The organism is Nocardioides agariphilus (assembly GCF_015352445.1).
In the GTDB taxonomy this organism is placed as follows: domain Bacteria; phylum Actinomycetota; class Actinomycetes; order Propionibacteriales; family Nocardioidaceae; genus Nocardioides; species Nocardioides agariphilus.
In genome coordinates, this window is sequence record NZ_JADKPO010000037.1 from 1 (window position 1) to 15,137 (window position 15,137).

The 15,137-nt window shown below is 69.3% G+C and carries 14 protein-coding genes and 1 tRNA gene; 8 read left to right on the forward strand and 7 right to left on the reverse strand.

What is annotated here, in order from left to right; translation table 11 throughout:
- Positions 1-440: 440 nt before the first annotated feature.
- On the forward strand, positions 441-2,588 hold the full coding sequence (locus ISU10_RS19750) for an Ig-like domain-containing protein (protein WP_194698161.1): 2,148 nt from the start codon (positions 441-443) through the stop codon (positions 2,586-2,588).
- Here ISU10_RS19750 and ISU10_RS19755 read toward each other — a convergent pair.
- Positions 2,579-4,219 carry an MFS transporter gene (locus ISU10_RS19755; RefSeq protein WP_194698162.1) on the reverse strand — a complete coding sequence of 547 codons (1,641 nt, stop codon included), beginning with the start codon at positions 4,217-4,219 and terminating at the stop codon, positions 2,579-2,581. The genes ISU10_RS19750 and ISU10_RS19755 overlap by 10 nt on opposite strands.
- A 152-nt stretch (positions 4,220-4,371) precedes the next feature.
- Here ISU10_RS19755 and ISU10_RS19760 point away from each other — a divergent pair, with 152 nt between their 5' ends.
- A complete protein-coding gene (locus ISU10_RS19760) occupies positions 4,372-4,584 on the forward strand; it encodes a hypothetical protein (protein ID WP_194698163.1) in 213 nt (70 codons plus the stop codon).
- Positions 4,585-4,601: 17 nt separating this feature from the next.
- Here ISU10_RS19760 and ISU10_RS19765 read toward each other — a convergent pair whose 3' ends face one another.
- Together ISU10_RS19765 and ISU10_RS19770 are read right to left on the reverse strand one after the other, a co-directional pair.
- Positions 4,602-5,621, reverse strand: a complete 1,020-nt coding sequence (locus tag ISU10_RS19765) for a phosphotransferase (protein WP_194698164.1) — start codon at positions 5,619-5,621, stop codon at positions 4,602-4,604.
- On the reverse strand, positions 5,611-6,612 hold the full coding sequence (locus ISU10_RS19770) for a GNAT family N-acetyltransferase (protein ID WP_194698165.1): 1,002 nt from the start codon (positions 6,610-6,612) through the stop codon (positions 5,611-5,613). The genes ISU10_RS19765 and ISU10_RS19770 overlap by 11 nt, the downstream gene beginning before the upstream one ends.
- Positions 6,613-6,671: 59 nt before the next feature.
- On the opposite strand from ISU10_RS19770, the gene ISU10_RS19775 reads away from it, so the two are divergent.
- Together ISU10_RS19775 and ISU10_RS19780 are read left to right on the forward strand one after the other, a co-directional pair.
- Positions 6,672-7,424: a PIG-L deacetylase family protein gene (locus tag ISU10_RS19775; RefSeq protein ID WP_194698166.1), complete on the forward strand. Its 753-nt coding sequence runs from the start codon at positions 6,672-6,674 to the stop codon at positions 7,422-7,424.
- 56 nt (positions 7,425-7,480) lie between these two features.
- On the forward strand, positions 7,481-7,912 hold the full coding sequence (locus ISU10_RS19780; RefSeq protein ID WP_194698167.1) for a hypothetical protein: 432 nt from the start codon (positions 7,481-7,483) through the stop codon (positions 7,910-7,912).
- A gap of 53 nt (positions 7,913-7,965) precedes the next feature.
- Here ISU10_RS19780 and ISU10_RS19785 read toward each other — a convergent pair.
- The 3 genes from ISU10_RS19785 to dnaG all read right to left on the reverse strand — a co-directional run bounded on the left by ISU10_RS19785 (position 7,966) and on the right by dnaG (position 10,471).
- Positions 7,966-8,038, reverse strand: a tRNA-Asn gene (locus tag ISU10_RS19785).
- A gap of 41 nt (positions 8,039-8,079) precedes the next feature.
- The gene (locus ISU10_RS19790; protein ID WP_228501419.1) at positions 8,080-8,577 is read right to left on the reverse strand and encodes a hypothetical protein; all 498 of its coding nucleotides are present in this window, start codon (positions 8,575-8,577) and stop codon (positions 8,080-8,082) included.
- Positions 8,578-8,584: 7 nt separating this feature from the next.
- Positions 8,585-10,471, reverse strand: coding sequence for a DNA primase (gene dnaG, locus ISU10_RS19795; RefSeq protein WP_194698168.1), 1,887 nt, complete (start codon positions 10,469-10,471; stop codon positions 8,585-8,587).
- A 129-nt stretch (positions 10,472-10,600) separates the two neighbouring features.
- Between dnaG and ISU10_RS19800 the strand changes: the two genes are divergently transcribed.
- Both ISU10_RS19800 and ISU10_RS19805 read left to right on the forward strand, forming a co-directional pair.
- Complete coding sequence (locus tag ISU10_RS19800; RefSeq protein ID WP_194698169.1) at positions 10,601-11,683, forward strand: YihY/virulence factor BrkB family protein; 1,083 nt, start codon at positions 10,601-10,603, stop codon at positions 11,681-11,683.
- Positions 11,684-11,706: 23 nt separating this feature from the next.
- The gene (locus ISU10_RS19805) at positions 11,707-12,054 is read left to right on the forward strand and encodes a YtxH domain-containing protein (protein ID WP_194698170.1); all 348 of its coding nucleotides are present in this window, start codon (positions 11,707-11,709) and stop codon (positions 12,052-12,054) included.
- 17 nt (positions 12,055-12,071) lie between these two features.
- On the opposite strand, the gene ISU10_RS19810 is transcribed toward ISU10_RS19805, so the two are convergent.
- Positions 12,072-13,343: a deoxyguanosinetriphosphate triphosphohydrolase gene (locus ISU10_RS19810; RefSeq protein WP_194698171.1), complete on the reverse strand. Its 1,272-nt coding sequence runs from the start codon at positions 13,341-13,343 to the stop codon at positions 12,072-12,074.
- Positions 13,344-13,399: 56 nt separating this feature from the next.
- On the opposite strand from ISU10_RS19810, the gene ISU10_RS19815 reads away from it, so the two are divergent.
- On the forward strand, positions 13,400-13,909 hold the full coding sequence (locus ISU10_RS19815) for a SigE family RNA polymerase sigma factor (protein WP_194698172.1): 510 nt from the start codon (positions 13,400-13,402) through the stop codon (positions 13,907-13,909).
- On the forward strand, positions 13,906-15,126 hold the full coding sequence (locus ISU10_RS24245; protein ID WP_194698173.1) for a PASTA domain-containing protein: 1,221 nt from the start codon (positions 13,906-13,908) through the stop codon (positions 15,124-15,126). The genes ISU10_RS19815 and ISU10_RS24245 overlap by 4 nt, the downstream gene beginning before the upstream one ends.
- The last annotated feature ends 11 nt before the right edge of the window (positions 15,127-15,137 follow it).

Sequence of the window (15,137 nt, forward strand, 5' to 3'; positions counted from 1 at the left end):
ATCGCCATGAACCAGTTCGACGTCATGTTCCCCGGCCGTCTGGACAACGCCTAATATCAAAGTCAGGTCAGGCCCTTACACAGGAACGCTGACAAGCCCTGCTAGCGCAACCTCCTCAACCAGCAGAGACCGGCGCAACCTCCTCAACCAGCGACACCCACCGGGTTTCGAGACGGTTGCTAGCGCAACCTCCTCAACCAACGGAGACCGCGCAACCTCCTCAACCAGCGACACCCACCTGGTTTCGAGACGGCTGCTAGCGCAACCTCCTCAACCAGCGGAGACGGCGCACTCCTCAACCAGCGGAGGGATCGCGGTAGGCGAAAGACGCACTATCGCTGGGGCGGCGGTTCTGGGACCGTGCTTGCAGCGGGGTGAGAACGGCAGGGGGCCCTTCCATGATGTCTTCTTACAGGCGAGCCATCTCAGCAGCAGCCAGCTTGGTCCTGGCAGTCGTCGCGTTGACCGCGACCGCGGCTCCAGCCGAGGCTGCGGTCGTTCCTCCGTGGCGCTGGAAGCGCGTCGACCTGCAGAACCAGAACATCGCCGCCACGGGCGACGGGTTCTACGAGCTGCAGTGCCCCGACGGCTACATCCCCGTGAGCGGCGGCATGGGCTCGCCCAACAACGCGGTCTGGATCAAGCGCGAGTACGTCGACTACAACACCAATCGGTACGTCATGGTGATCCACAACTGGACGCCCACCGAACGTCCCGTCCACCTGCACGCATGGTGCGCAAACGCGATCGATGTCGGGCCCATCGTGACTGTCACGGAGACTTACACCGAGGTGAACAACCGGGCCGGAGGCTACGCGATCTGCCCCGACGGCTACACGCTGCTCAGCGCCGGGGCCGACTGGAACACGCTCGGCGACCGCCACATCGACGTCAGCGGCCCGACACCACTGGCCGACGCGTGGTACGCCGCAGGCACCAGCGCCGCGACCGACGACACGCTCTACATCGATGTGCACTGCATCCCCAGCGCCAACGTGCCTGACTTCACACCGGTGCTCAGCGCCGCCGACGTCAGCGGCAGCAACACCTCGAGCCAGGGCGTCTTCTGCCCAGCGGGCAAGCGGATACTGACCGGTGGCACGTGGGCCGGGCCCAGTGGCACCAACCAGCGCGACAGCGCCCAGCGCGCGACGACGTGGTCGTCGTACCCGACGAGTGCGGCTGGTTGGACCGCGGGCGCGCAGGTGGTGGACAGCAGGTTCGGCGTGATCGCGATCTGCATCCCTGTGAGTACGCCCGTACTGGCGCTCACTGACGTGCCGCCGCTTGTCTCCGCGAGCAACACAGGGTCCTTCGCGTTCAGTCTGAGCGACCCGGCAGGCGAGGAGCTCTCTTACTCCTGCCACGTCGACTTCGCCCCGACTCCGTGCTCGCCCGGCTCGGCCAACCCCTTCGGGCCGGTGGCCGACGGCTCGGTGACGCTGCAGGTCTCAGCAGGCAACACGTCGGGACAGACCGTGTACAAGAGCTATGACTTCGTCGTCGACACGACCCCTCCGACTGTCACGCAGCACGACCCCAGCACGGCCGCTCCCTTGAACGGGGACTTCACCATGACGTTCTCGGAGGGGGTCACCGGAGTCGACAGCTCCACCTTGCGCGTCGTGGCCGACGGGTCGACCAAGCCACTCGCGGGCACCATCACGCTCGAGCCCTCGGCGAACTCAGCGACGTCGGCGACCTTCGACCCCGACGCACCACTGGTTCCCGGCCAGACCTACAGGGTGCTGCTCGGCAGCGGCATCAAGGACCACGTCGGCCTCTCGCTCGTGCCGCCCGACTGGCAGGTGCGGGCCACGACCGATGTCGACGTTCCCTCGTCGGTGCTGACGCAGAAATGGGACCTCGACAAGTCCACGAAGGCGAGCAAGGGACGATTCATCGCCTCCCGCGACAAGGGCGCAACGGCCGAGCTCACGTTCACCGCGCCGAGCTCCGGAGAGGTGTCCGTCTTCGGCATCCGGTCTCCGACCGGTGGGCGGGCACAGGTCTACGTCGACGGGATGCTCGTGCGGACCGCTTCGTTCTACGCACCCCGCCTCAAGCGCGCACTGGTCTTCAAGGCAACGGGACTCAAGTCCTTGGTCAAGCACAGCCTGCGGATAGTGGTCGCCGGCACCAAGCCCCAGGGCTCGCGGGGCACGTGGGTCAACCTCGACTCGGTCGCCTATGGCACCACCGTCAAGCAGGAAGGCGCGTTGCGGCAGTCGTTCCGCACCGTCGTCGACCCAGCGGCGTACGGCGGCTCGTACGTGAGCGTCACCCACGCCACGAAGGGCGACACCGGCGCGAAGCCCGAGTACCGCCTGAGGTTCCGGGGTACGTCGGTCAGCGTGCACGCCGTGTTGGACCCGGGTTCGGGCAGGGCCGCGATCTACGTCGACGGCGTGCTGCGCAAGAAGGTCAACCTCACCGCGTCCGGACGGGCCTACGACGTCGACGTCTTCACGATGTCGCTCGCCGACAAGGTCCACGTGATCCGCGTGGTGCCACTGGGCACGCGATCGGGCAGCAAGTCTGCTGTGGGCATCGACCGGTTCGTGGTCGACGCCGCCGGTCAGACCTGACCGGGCGGCCACTCTTCGGTGAACCGTCCGGGGGCGTGCTCCAGGTGCTCGGACCGGGTCTTCTCGGCGGCGGCGCGGGCCTCGCTGATCCCTGTCACTGCGGGCAGGAAGTCAGAAGCGCTGATGCCGAGCAGCCGCGTGTCCTCGGTGGCTCTGACAGTCATCGTGCGGGTGGTGTGACCGAGCAGGGCGATCTCACCGAAGCCCTCGCCCGGACCCATCGTCCGAACGAGCCGCTGACCGTCGAGGATGTCGACGGCGCCTGACTCCACGACATAGAAGCTGTCGCCGATCTCGCCGGCCTCGAAGACCGCCTCACCTGTCGCGACGTCCATGTGGTCGGCACGCTGGGCCAGCTGCTCGATCGCGTTGACCGGCAGGGGTCGCAGCATCGACACACCTCGGAGCACCTTGATGACGTCGGTGCGCACCGAGATCGACCGATCGACCTTCGTGGCCCGGAACCACGTGAGGACGCAGGCCACCGGCGCGACCAGTCCTACGACGATCAGCGCCGCGCGGTCGCCGAACAGGGCGACGAGCAGCGGTGCGATGAGCGAACCCAGCCCGACGGCGAGTGCACCGAGCGCCTCCAACGCGCCGAACACCCGCGCCAGCACGGCATCGGGGACCATCCGCGCGATCAGTGTGAAGGCCGTGACATCGACCATCGCGTTGCCGATGCCGATCACGGCAGCGGCGACGAGAGCTACGACGTACTCAGGTGCGATGCCCATCACGGCCATCGGCGCTCCCCACAACACGACGGCGATCGAGAGCCACCGCGTCATCGCCCGGCTGCCGACCAGGAGCGTGCACAGCGCGCTGCCGGCGAGGGCGCCCACCCCTACCGCTCCCTGCAGCACCCCCACCTCGGACTCGCCACGACCCAGCAGGTCGATCGCCACCACGACCACGTAGACCGTGAAGGCCCCTCGGAGGAAGGTCTGCAGGATCACGAAGGCGAACGAGGTCGGCACGCCGGGGTTGTCCCTGACGGCCTTGAGGCCTTCGACGACCTCGCCCAGCAGCCGGGGCCGGGCGGGAGCGACGGGGATGCGCTCGTAGGACAGGTTGAGGATGAGCACCGCTGACAAGATGCCGCACGCGCCAGCGAAGACGAAGACCGACGCCACATCCGAGACCGTGACCAGGATCGCTGCGACGAAGGGTCCTATCACCACGCTGAGCGAGTCGAGCAGGCCGCGCACGACGTTGATCGAGGTGAGCTCCTCGGGTTCGCGACACAGCAGCGGCATCAGCGCCGAGTGACCGGCACGGTACGGCGTGAACGCGATGGTCGAGATGATCGCCAGCCCGTAGACGACCCACGTCGGCCCCCCGGAGATCAGGATCGGCGCGCACAAGACTGTCGCCAGACCCCGCACCGCACTGGAGGCGAACAGCACCTTCTCGCGGGGCAGGCGGTCGGCGTAGGCCGCCACGACCGGCGCCAGGACAGCTGATGGCAGCAGTCGCAGTGTGCCGACCAGACCGACCGCAACGGCTCCCCCGTCGGCGAAGGCCACCAGGCTGATCGCCACGGTGAACGCCCACTCCGCGGTATAGGCACCGCCGAACGACAACAGGGCACGAACCAACGAGGCGTCGCGAAAGACCCGTCCGTGCACCCCCGCATGCTCACTGAAATCGGGGTACGACGCGAGCCCGCCACGGCGAATCGGTACCGCTACGTACTCAGGGGTGGTTTGACGACTCAGGATCGGTGCCAGCATCCGAGCAAGGGTCCGATCACGGATCCCGACCCTGGGAGGCACACAGCATGGGAAGACTGCTCGCAATCGTCGTGGTCATCTGGCTCGTCATCGGCGTGCTGGCGGCATTCCAGCGGGGGTACTTCGGGGACAACAAGGACGTCTCCTGCAAGGAGTTCGCCGACACGGCGCTGACCATCGTGGCCGGTCCGCTCAACTACGTGGGCCTCAACCCGAAGGTCGAGTGCAAGGACGTCAAGGCTCCTCAGCCGTCTCAATGACACCGACCGGGTGACGCTCACCCGTCCACGAGTGGTGGAGGTTCGGTGATGTCGAGCAGCCAGTAGGCAGCCGAGTCACCGAACTCCGCCAGTTCCTCGTCGGTCACATGGGTCAGGCAGCGCGCCCAGGACTCCGAACGAGCGAGCTTGCCGAGCTGGAGCGAGGGGGCCAGCGCGGCTCGCAGCTCTGCGGCCGGGGCCAGGTCGCTCCACACCTCGATAGCCGAGTCCGCGACCCGCGCGAGTCGTGGGTCGTCGGGCCCGCAGCCGAGGTGGAAGCGCATCGAGCTCAGCGTCGCGAGAAGGACCGCGAGCGGGTCGCTCAGCACCGCGTCGCCGAAGTCGAAGAATCTCATGCCCGTCGGCAGCGCGAAGACGTTGTTGGAGTGCAGGTCGCTGTGGTTGAGCGCGACGGGGAGACCCAGGGCCAGCACCTGGTCCGACCATCGCTCGACCTCGGGGAGCGCTGCCCTCAGCCGAGCGGACTGCTCGCTGTCGAGTCCCCGAGGGTCACCCGACGGCAGGGCGGCGTACTGCTCGGCCCGCGTCTCGACGTATGTCACGGCCTCGGCCGCCCCGACCCGCCGCGCGCCCGCGCTCTCGAGGGCCTCGACGTGCGGCACGAGCTCGCGCTGCAGCAGGGCCGCTTCCCGTACGACGGTCGACCACGTCTCCTCGCTGTCGCCGACCGACTCGCGCATCACCGGCCCCTGGTCGGGCGTCAGCAAGAAGCCGCGCTCGCGATCGATGGCGGTCACCGGCACGACCCGGCCCGAGAGCCGGCTCAGCCCGGCCATCAAAGCGGCCTCGAAGGCCTGGCCCGGACAGTTCTGCTTGGCGAAGTAGACGCCGTCGTCGGTCACGACTCGCCACACGGCCGACCAGCAACGGATCTTCACCTCCTCCAGACGCACCTCGGAGCCCAGCACCGAGCGGCACCACTCCCCCAGCTCGGCGACGAACTCCGTGGAGCGCCAGACCGGCGAGGTGGGCTCACCTCGAGTCGGCGGCGGCCACAGCTCGTGATCAGCCGTCACGGCGCTGCATCTCGTACATCCGCTCGACCGGTCGGTAGCCGAAGTCGAGGTTGGTGGCCTGCATGGCGTGGTTGTCGACGGCGGTGTCGGTGTGGATCGCCCGGCGATCGGGACTCTCGCGCTGGAGCAGCTCCAGGGTCGCCAGCTTGAGGGCGGTCCCGAGGCGGTGTCCGCGGTGCTCGGGCATCACGAGCGTGTCGTCCTGGTAGACGTAGTCGGCGCCGTGCGGCAGGTACAGCTGGGAGTAGCCGCCGAACACGCCGTCGGCCCTGCGCCGTGCGACCGACGTGATGCCGTCGAAGGACCGGAAGACCCGCTCCTCGCGGCCGCGGAGGCGCTCAGGGTCGATGAGCACAGGCTCGTAGTCGATCTCGCCCACTGGCACGTCGCTGCTCATCCGCGTGTGCATCTCGCAGAACTGCTCGAGGTGCTCCTCGGGACACGGGCCGGTCCACGTGAGGACGTCGTAGGCCGTCTTGTCGACCTTGCCGCGCAAGCGCTCGACCTCACGGCCGCCCACAGGAAGCGCGAGCATCAGGTGGTCCTCGCTGTGCACGGGCGCGTAGCCCATCGCGGCCGCGAAGTCGTAGGCCGCCTCCCCCGACCCCTGGCTGCCGGCCGGGCAGTAGACCTCCCCCACGACGCTCGTGCGGCCATCGGCGCGAAGGCGCCGGGCCGCCTCGTCGTGCAGCGCCCGTCCGATGCCCTCGCGTCGGCGCTCGGGGAGCACGTGGATCTCGAGGTCGGCCAGGTGCAGGTTGTCGGTGATCGAGCCACCCAGGTCGGCCACGCCCACGAGGGCATCGCCGTCGCGCGCGACCAGCAACGTTCGCCGGTACCAGTCGTTGGGGTGGGCCATCATCGAGCGCAGCCGCTCCCAGCTGCGCGGGATCGCGTACTGCCGGTCGTGCCACACCGAGGCCTGCTCGGTCTCCCAGAACGCCCGCAACGTCGGCTCATCGGCTGGGTCGACCTCGCTGACAACGATCACCACGGAAGCCTCGCGGACCCCTGGTTCGCAGGCAACGCAGTATCGGCCATGCTCTGCTCATGGAACCTGAGCCCTTGAAGACCCTCCCCGAGAACTGGACCAAGGCCGTCGCGATCGTCGCGCACCCCGACGACATGGAGTTCGGAGCGGCGGCGGCGATCGCCCGCTGGACCGGCCAGGGCAAGGAGGTCGCCTACGTGATGGTGACGAGCGGCGAGGCCGGCATCGATGGCATGCACCCCGACGAGAGCAAGCGGGTTCGCGAGGCCGAGGAGATCGATTCGGCGCGGATCGTCGGCGTCGACACCGTGGAGTTCCTCGGCCTTCCCGACGGGATCGTCGAGTACGGCGTCCCGCTGCGCCGCGCGCTCGCCGAGGTGATCCGCCGCCACCGCCCCGAGATCGTGATGACGCTCAACTTCCGCGACAGCTTCGGGCCCGGCGCGCTCAACCAGGCCGACCACATCGCCGTCGGCCGTGGCCTGCTCGACGCTGCCCGCGACGCCGGCAACCGGTGGATCTTCAACGACCAGCTCGTCGACGGTCTCGAGCCCTGGGGCGGGGTCAAGGCCATCTGGGCCTTCAACTCACCGGAGGCCACGCACGGCGTGGACACCACCGACACCTTCGACAAGGGCGTGGAGTCGCTCGCCGCCCACGCGGCGTACATCGACGGTCTCGGCTGGGAGAACTGGGACCCCCGCGAGTTCCTCGAGGGCTTCGGTCGCCAGGTCGGCCAACGCCTCGGCGTCGCCTTCGGCACGACTGCCGAGGTCTACTCGCTGACCTGGGGCGGCGACGACGAGGACTGAGTAGCTCCTCCCGCACTCGGTGTCGGCGACCGGACAGACACCCTGACATCCATTCGGTGCGAACGTTCGCGCGCGAACGGTTCCGGATCACTCGTCGTGTCTGCACCACCGCCGCGGCCGTCGCCCTCGCCGGCTCCGTCGTCTCCACCACGGGTTCCGCCGCGTTCGCCGGCAAGCCCGCGGGCGGCGGCACAACGACGCTCGCGATGCAGACAGAGTGGTTGTCCTCGACTCCACCGCACGTCTACATCGGTTACGACGTCCCGGCCAAGGTCTCGAGCGTCAGCTGCACGCTGGATGGACTGCCTTACACCCCCTGCCTCGACCCTGGCTATGGCACCTACTCAAAGCAACTCAGGCGAACGGTGCTGGTGAAGAACTTCCAGACCGTGGAAGGCGCCGTGCCAGCAGAGCACACGTTCGCTGTCAGGGTGATCGCCGGCAAGACGACCTACGTCGGTTCCACGACCTTCACGCTCGGCCTCTGACCTCGCTGTAAAGCCAATGCCCCCGCCGACGACAGCCGGCGGGGGCATTTCTGCTCCCCCGGTTGGACTCGAACCAACAACCCTCCGGTTAACAGCCGAATGCTCTGCCAGTTGAGCTACAGGGGATCGGGAAGCCCGCACAGATTAGCAAGGCCCGAAGGCCGTATCTAATCGAGCCCGACCTCGTCACGCGCGGAGGCGAGAGCGGCCTGGGCCGCAGAGCGTACGGCCGGGTCGGCAGGGTCGATCCCCTCGTCGAACTCGTAGACCCAATGGATGTCGTGGCGCAGCTCCCGGTTGCCGGCCGGTGGGCGGCGGGCGATGACGCGTACGCCGCGGCGACCGTCGATCGGCACGTGGCGGACGAGCAGCACGCTCGCTGTCACCCGCTCGCGCACCAGCTCCAGGAGGCGGCCGGGTTCGGAGATCGGGTAGCGGTGCTCGCCCCGCGGCTGTCCCCAGGAGCCCACCTCGACCACGCGGAGCAGCTCGGTGTCGCGGTCCCAGTCCGCAGCCTCGACGTCCTGCCAGGCCAGGCGCTGTCCGTCGAGGTAGATCGCCTCACGGGTGCCGGCGAGCACCTCGCCGGTCGTGGTCCGGGTCCAGGCGAGGACGCGCTCACCCGCAGCAACATCGACCGGCGGACGCTTCGAGCCCAGCCTCACCAGGCGCTCATCCCTGCTGGCCCATCGCCAGCTCACGCAAGGTGCGGCGGTGCTGCTCGAGTGCGACCAGCTCACCGAACATCCGGTTGTAGTCGACGGCCTGGTCGACGGGGTTGGTGCGCTGCAGCCGCGACTTGAGCTCGGTGATCCGGCGCAGCGCCGTCAGCTCCTGGAGGCGGTAGACGTGGGCTGCGACGAACGCCTGGTCGGGCTCCTTGGCGGTCTTGAGCGGCTCGACGCCCAGGGCACTGACGGCCGACTGCACGACGGGATCGGCCGCGTCGGCGCGGATGCGCCCTGCCCAGCCGGCGTCGGCGGCGCTCGGCCCGCCGTTCTTCTCGACCAGCTCCCACACCGTGCGCAGGGTCGGGTGCGTGAAGTCGTTGGCGCCCACGTCGGAGGCCATCCGGCCGACCGCGGTGGGGTGCTGGAGCACGAGCTTGAGCGTCTCCCGCTCCAGGGCGAACCGGGGCTCTCGCGGGTCGGGCAGAGCGGCACGGGCCGGCTGCTGGGGCTGCTCAGCACGAGCTGTCGAAGGGGCACCCGGCCGCTCGTCGGGGCGCCGGTTGGCGGCCCGGCGAACTTCGTCGCGAGCCTGCTCGATGTCGACGCCGACCATGCCGGCCAGCTCTCGGGCGAAGGCATCGACCTTGGACTTGTCGCGGATCGACGAGACGAGTCGCGCGCCTTCGCGGACGGCATCGACGCGTCCGTCGGCCCGGTCGAGGTCGTACTTGCCGACGACGTTGCCGAGCACGAAGCGGTAGAGCGGCACCCGGCGCGCGACCAGCTCGCGCACCGCGCCGTCGCCCTGCTGGATGCGCAGGTCGCACGGGTCGAGGCCGGTCGGCTCGATCGCGACATAGGTCTGGGACACGAAGTTCTGGTCGCCGCTAAAGGCCCGCAGGGCGGCCTTCTGGCCGGCCGAGTCGCCGTCGAAGGTGAAGATCACCTCGCCGCGGAACTCCTCGTGGTCGTGGAGGAAGCGCCTGAGCACCCGCGCGTGCTCGTCGCCGAACGCCGTGCCGCAGGTCGCGACCGCGGTGGGTACGCCGGAGAGGTGGCAGGCCATCACGTCGGTGTAGCCCTCGACCACCACGGCCTGGGACGTGCGGGCCATGTCACGCCTTGCCAGGTCGATGCCGTAGAGGACCTGGCTCTTCTTGTAGAGCGCCGTCTCGGCCGTGTTGAGGTACTTGGCCTCGATGCGGTCGTCGTCGAAGAGCCGCCGTGCACCGAAGCCCAGGGTGTCACCGCTGGCGTCGCGGATCGGCCACAGCAACCGGCCGCGGAACTTGTCGTAGGTCGACCGGCCCTGGCTGACCAGGCCCGCCGCCATCGACTCCTCGTCGCGGAAGCCCTTCTGGCGCAGGTGGCGGGTCAGCGCCTCCCCGTCGCGGGGCGCGAAGCCGATCCCGAACTGCTCGGCTGCCGCCTGGTCGAACCCGCGCTCGCCGAGGAACTGGCGGCCCACCACCGCCTCGGGCGTGGCCAGCTGCTCGGCGTAGAACAGCTGGGCGACCTTGTTGGCCTCCACGAGCCGCTGCCGCTGCGGCCCGCGCGGCCGCTCCTCGCGGACGTCGCCGTCCTCGCGGCGCAGGGTCACGCCGTACTTGTCGGCCAGGCGCTCGACGGTCTCGGTGAAGGCCAGGCCGTCGATCTTCATCAGGAAGCTGATGGCGTCGCCTCCCTCGTTGCAGGCCCCGAAGCAATGCCACAGGTTGCGCGAAGGAGTGATCTGGAACGACGGCGTCTTCTCGTCGTGGAAGGGACACAGACCCTTCAGAGCGCCTCCGCCAGCGCGACGCAAGGTGACATAGGACGACACGACGTCTTCGATGCGGGCCTTGTCGCGCACCTCCGCGATGTCTTCCTCACGGATGCGGCCGGCCACGCGCGGAGTCTATGCCGCGGCGCCCACCGCCAGTCCGGCGCAGGCCGGCCCCTGTGGAGGAGGTCCACGCCCTGGGACGGCACCCATCCGGGTGGTTCGACCGAGGGCGGGCGGGGTCAGGATGGAGTGATGACATCCTCGGACCTCGATCGCTCCGAGAAGGCCCGCGACCGCGAGGCGGCCAAGCCGGAGCCTGACGACCCCACCAAGCCCGATGCGCCCACCGACCTCGAGAAGCGCACCTGGTTCTACGTCGCCCGCAAGGTGAGGCGCGAGTTCAGCGACGACCAGTGCACGGACCTGGCGGCCGCGTTGACGTACTACGGCGTGCTGGCCATCTTCCCGGCCGCGATCGCCCTGAGCGCGATCTTGGGCCTGGTCGGGCAGAACCCCGAGAAGTCCGTGCAGACGGTGCTCGACGTACTCTCGCCGCTGGTGTCCGACGACACCCTCGGCACCATCAAGACGCCCCTCCTCGAGCTCGCTGCGTCGCAGACCGCGGGGGTCGCTCTCATCCTCGGTCTCCTCGGCGCGCTCTGGTCCGCGTCGGGGTACGTCGGAGCCTTCGCGCGGGCGATGAACCGCGTCTACGAGATCGGCGAGGGGCGGCCCTTCTGGAAGCTGCGGCCGATCATGCTCCTGATCACCCTGGTCGCGATCCTGCTCGTGGCACTGGTGCTGGTGATGCTCGTGGTCAGCGGACCGTTGGCCCAGTCCATCGGCGACCAGATCGGGCTGGGTGACCAGGCCGTCCAGGTCTGGAGCATCGCCAAGTGGCCGCTCATGCTCCTCGCGGTGCTGCTCATCGTCGCGATCCTCTACTACGCGACGCCCAACGTGCAGCAGCCCAAGTTCCGGTGGATCTCGCTCGGCGCCGCCGTCGCGATCCTGATCTGGATGCTCGCCGCGGCCGGCTTCGCGTTCTACGTGGCCAACTTCGGCTCCTACAACAAGACCTACGGCTCGTTGGCCGGTGTCGTCGTCGGACTGGTCTTCTTGTGGCTGACCAACGTCGCGCTGCTGCTGGGCGCCGAGGTCGACTCCGAGATCGAGCGCGGCCGCCAGCTGCAGGCCGGCATCGCCGCTGAGTCCGAGATCCAGCTCCCCGCACGCGACACCCGCAACATCGAGAAGGCCGCGGCCAAGGACGCCAAGGACGAGGCCAAGGGCCGCCGCATCCGCGAGCGGGCCGGTCGCCGCCACCACGACTGACCACCACCACCCAGGAGGACATCATGAAGAAGCTCACCTTGTTGATCGCGTTTGCCGTCGGCTACGTGCTCGGAGCCCAAGCGGGCCGTCAACGCTACGAGCAGATCAAGAAGGCCGCGTTCAAGGTCAAGGACGACCCACGTGTGCAGTCCGCCGCGTCGACGGTCGCCGACACCGCGCGCGAGCAGGCTCCGGTGGTGGCCCAGAAGGTCAGCCACGCTGCCGGAGTCGCCGCGTCCACCGCGGCCTCCCACTCGCCGTTCGGCTCGTCGTCAGGGTCCAACGGGCACGACGACGAGCTGCTCGACCAGCTCAACCCCGAGAGCACCGCGCGTCAGGACAACCCGTACCCGCAGGGCGACCTGCCCTGACACTCGAGGGTCTCGACTCAACCCACCACGAGCCTGTCGTGCCACGCTGCCGCGCTGGCGTCGGTGAGGGAGGCGACCTGGTCGATGACCGCTCGCCGACGACCGTCGTCGGCGGCGGCGGCGGCCCAGTCGTCGGCGTACGGCGCATCGAGCGCGTCCGGACCGCGGGCGGTCAGCACCTCGACCAGCTCGGCCAGCAGCTCGCGCTGGCGTGACATCAGGGCCAGCCGGTCGTCGGTGCGCATCACATAGTGGGCCGCGATGCCCTTGAGCACGGCGATCTCCCGCTCGGTCTCCTCCGGCACGACGAGGTCTGCGCGATAGCGGACGAACGGTCCTGGCGACCCGGCGAAGGTCGCGTCCTGGACCGCACCGCAGAACCGGCCGATCAGGTCGCTCGTCAGGTTCTTGAGCGCCGCGAGGTGACGACGCGACCCGTCGTAGGCCCGGTCCGGCCAGCCGTCGACCGACTGCAGCGACTTGAGCGCGCCGTCCAGCGCTGCGTCATCGGTGCCGGGGAGGTACCACTCGCGCACGGTGGCCCAGACAGCCTCGGTGTCGAGGTCGTGCAGGTCGATGCGCCCGGCGACGATGCCGTCCTCGACGTCGTGGACGGAGTAGGCGACGTCATCGGCAAGGTCCATCACCTGCGCCTCCAGGCATCGCCTCCTGCCCTGGACGCCGTCTCGCACCCAGTCGAAGATCGGCCGGTCGTCGTCGTAGACGCCGAACTTGCGGATCACTCGCGGCGAGCCGTCAGCGTGGACGCCGCCCGGCGCCTCGGCCTCCGCCGACGGCCAGGGGTACTTCGTGCTGGCATCGAGGGTGGCCCGCGTCAGGTTCAGCCCGACCGAGCCGTCCTCGCCGAAGGTCTTGGCCTCGAGCCGCGTCAGCAGGCGGAAGGTCTGGGCGTTGCCCTCGAAACCGCCGAACCCGGCACTCAGCTCCGCGAGCACCCGCTCACCGTTGTGCCCGAACGGCGGGTGGCCGAGGTCGTGGGCCAACGCTGCGGTCTCGACGATGTCGGGCTCGCACCCGAGTGCGCGGCTGAGGTCTCGGGCGACCTGGGCGACCTCGAGGCTGTGGGTGAGCCGGTTGCGCACGAAGTCGTCGGACTGCGGGCCGACCACCTGGGTCTTGGCGGCCAGCCTCCGCGACGCAGCCGCGTGCACCACCCGGGCGCGGTCGCGCTCGAACGGCGTGCGCACGGGGGCCGCGACCCGCTTGGGCGGCTCGGCGACGTACCGCTCGCGGTCGCCCTCGTCGTACAGCTCGGGGTTGACGTCCATCGTGCGCGACCCTAGTAGGGAACCGCAGGCCGTGACCGACGCGTCTGGGAGGTGTGGTGAGCGACGACCCGGTAGTGGCCGAGTTCAGCGAGTACGTCTCGCTGCGCTGGGCCCGGCTCGTCCGCTCGGCCGTCCTCCTCGGCTGCTCGCCCCCCGAGGCCGAGGACGTCGTCCAGGCAGCGTTGACCAGGTGCCTGGTCAGCTGGGCGAAGGTACGCCGGGCCGACGACCGCGATGCCTACGTGCACCGCGTACTGATCAACACCTTCACCTCGAGCAGGCGTCGGCGGTGGACGGGCGAGCTGCCGGTCGCCGCGACCCCGGAGCGTCTCACGGACGACGAGACGGCGTCCTACGACGACGCGGACGCCGTGCGTCGATCGCTCGCCCGGCTCTCACCTGACCAGCGGACCGCCGTGGTGCTGCGCTACTACGCCCATCTGAGCGAGCAGCAGATGGCCAACGTTCTCGGCGTCGCGCCCGGCACCGTGAAGTCGCGGCTCTCCCGCGCGCTCAAGCTGCTGGCCGACGACCCTCACCTCTCCGACCTGCGAGGCGCACCGTGACCGACCAGAACCTCTCCGACCTTCTGGACCGAGCCGGCGAGCGCATCGCGGCAGGCTCTCCCCCGTTGGGGGCGATGATCGACGCCGCTGCGGTGGTGCGTCGGCGGCAACGAACTCGCTGGACCGGGGCGCTCGCCGCCGTCGGTGCCGGGGCAGTCGTGGCCGTCGTGGTCGGCGGTCCTGCGCTGTTCCCGGCCGCTGACTCGCGTACGCCGCCACAGCCCTCCACCCAAGGCACCTCGCCCGTCGAGTCGGAGCCGATCCCTCCCGGGACCCGGTTGGTGGGCATCGGGCACGTGGCGATCGCCGTACCCGAGGAGTGGGCGACCAACGCGATCAGGTGCGGGACTGCCACCCGGCCGACGGTCGTCGTCGACGTGACGGTGATCGAAGGATGTGCCCTGCTGGCACCGAAGGTGCACGACGTCGTGTGGCTGGAGCGCGCTGTCAATGCCTCGATGTTCGTACCCGACCGTGATGTCGAGATCGACGGCGTGGCCGCCCAGACGAACGAGGTCACCTGTTCGGAGTTGGGCAACGGCACCACGAGCTGCACCCGCACGGTGTTCGTCCCGTCGGACCAGGCGTCCTTCCGTGCGATCGCGAAGACCAAGGAGCGCGTGGACGAGATCTTGTCGTGGATCCGGGTGGTCGACGACCGGGTCGCCGTACCTGGGTTCCACGGCGTCAACGACAGCGAGCAGGACGACGACGCCGGCGAGCACTATCGCCAGGCCCTCCAAGCGGCGGGGCTGGCAGCCCAGGTGAACACTCAGTTCGTCGGGGGTGGCAAGCCTGGCCTCATCCTCGGCGTCAGCCCCGCGCCCGGCACGATGCTCGAACCCGGCCAGACCGTGACGATGACCGAGGTCGCCGATCCTCGCGGCCCTGCTGACCTGGTCGATGTCGAGGTCAACTCGGTCGGCCCAGGCAACAGCATGGACTACCGCGGACGCACCGACGCCCAGCTCCGTGCCGGCACCCGCATCGAGCTCGAGCTGGGCTCGACCATCTGGGTCTATGGGCATGGCCAGGGGATCGGCTCGCTGGCGGGGGAGATCTCAGGGCCCGCGCTCGCTCTCGATGACTGGAGGGAAGGGCCGAACTACGGGCGGTCCTGGACGGCTGTCGCCCGGGGTACGAGCGAGCTGACGGTCACCATCACCGTCGACGGGGAGCGCATCGTGATCGGGACGGTCACCGTCAGCGTGCGGTGAGGGTCAGGTTG

What these genes read in the sequence shown, in the direction of transcription:
- ISU10_RS19760 (WP_194698163.1), top strand. Translation starts at nt 4,372, where the DNA reads ATGGGAAGACTGCTCGCAATCGTCGTGGTCATCTGGCTCGTCATCGGC.
- ISU10_RS19775 (WP_194698166.1), top strand. Translation starts at nt 6,672, where the DNA reads ATGGAACCTGAGCCCTTGAAGACCCTCCCCGAGAACTGGACCAAGGCC.
- ISU10_RS19800 (WP_194698169.1), top strand. Translation starts at nt 10,601, where the DNA reads ATGACATCCTCGGACCTCGATCGCTCCGAGAAGGCCCGCGACCGCGAG.
- ISU10_RS19805 (WP_194698170.1), top strand. Translation starts at nt 11,707, where the DNA reads ATGAAGAAGCTCACCTTGTTGATCGCGTTTGCCGTCGGCTACGTGCTC.
- ISU10_RS19810 (WP_194698171.1), bottom strand. Translation starts at nt 13,343, where the DNA reads ATGGACGTCAACCCCGAGCTGTACGACGAGGGCGACCGCGAGCGGTAC.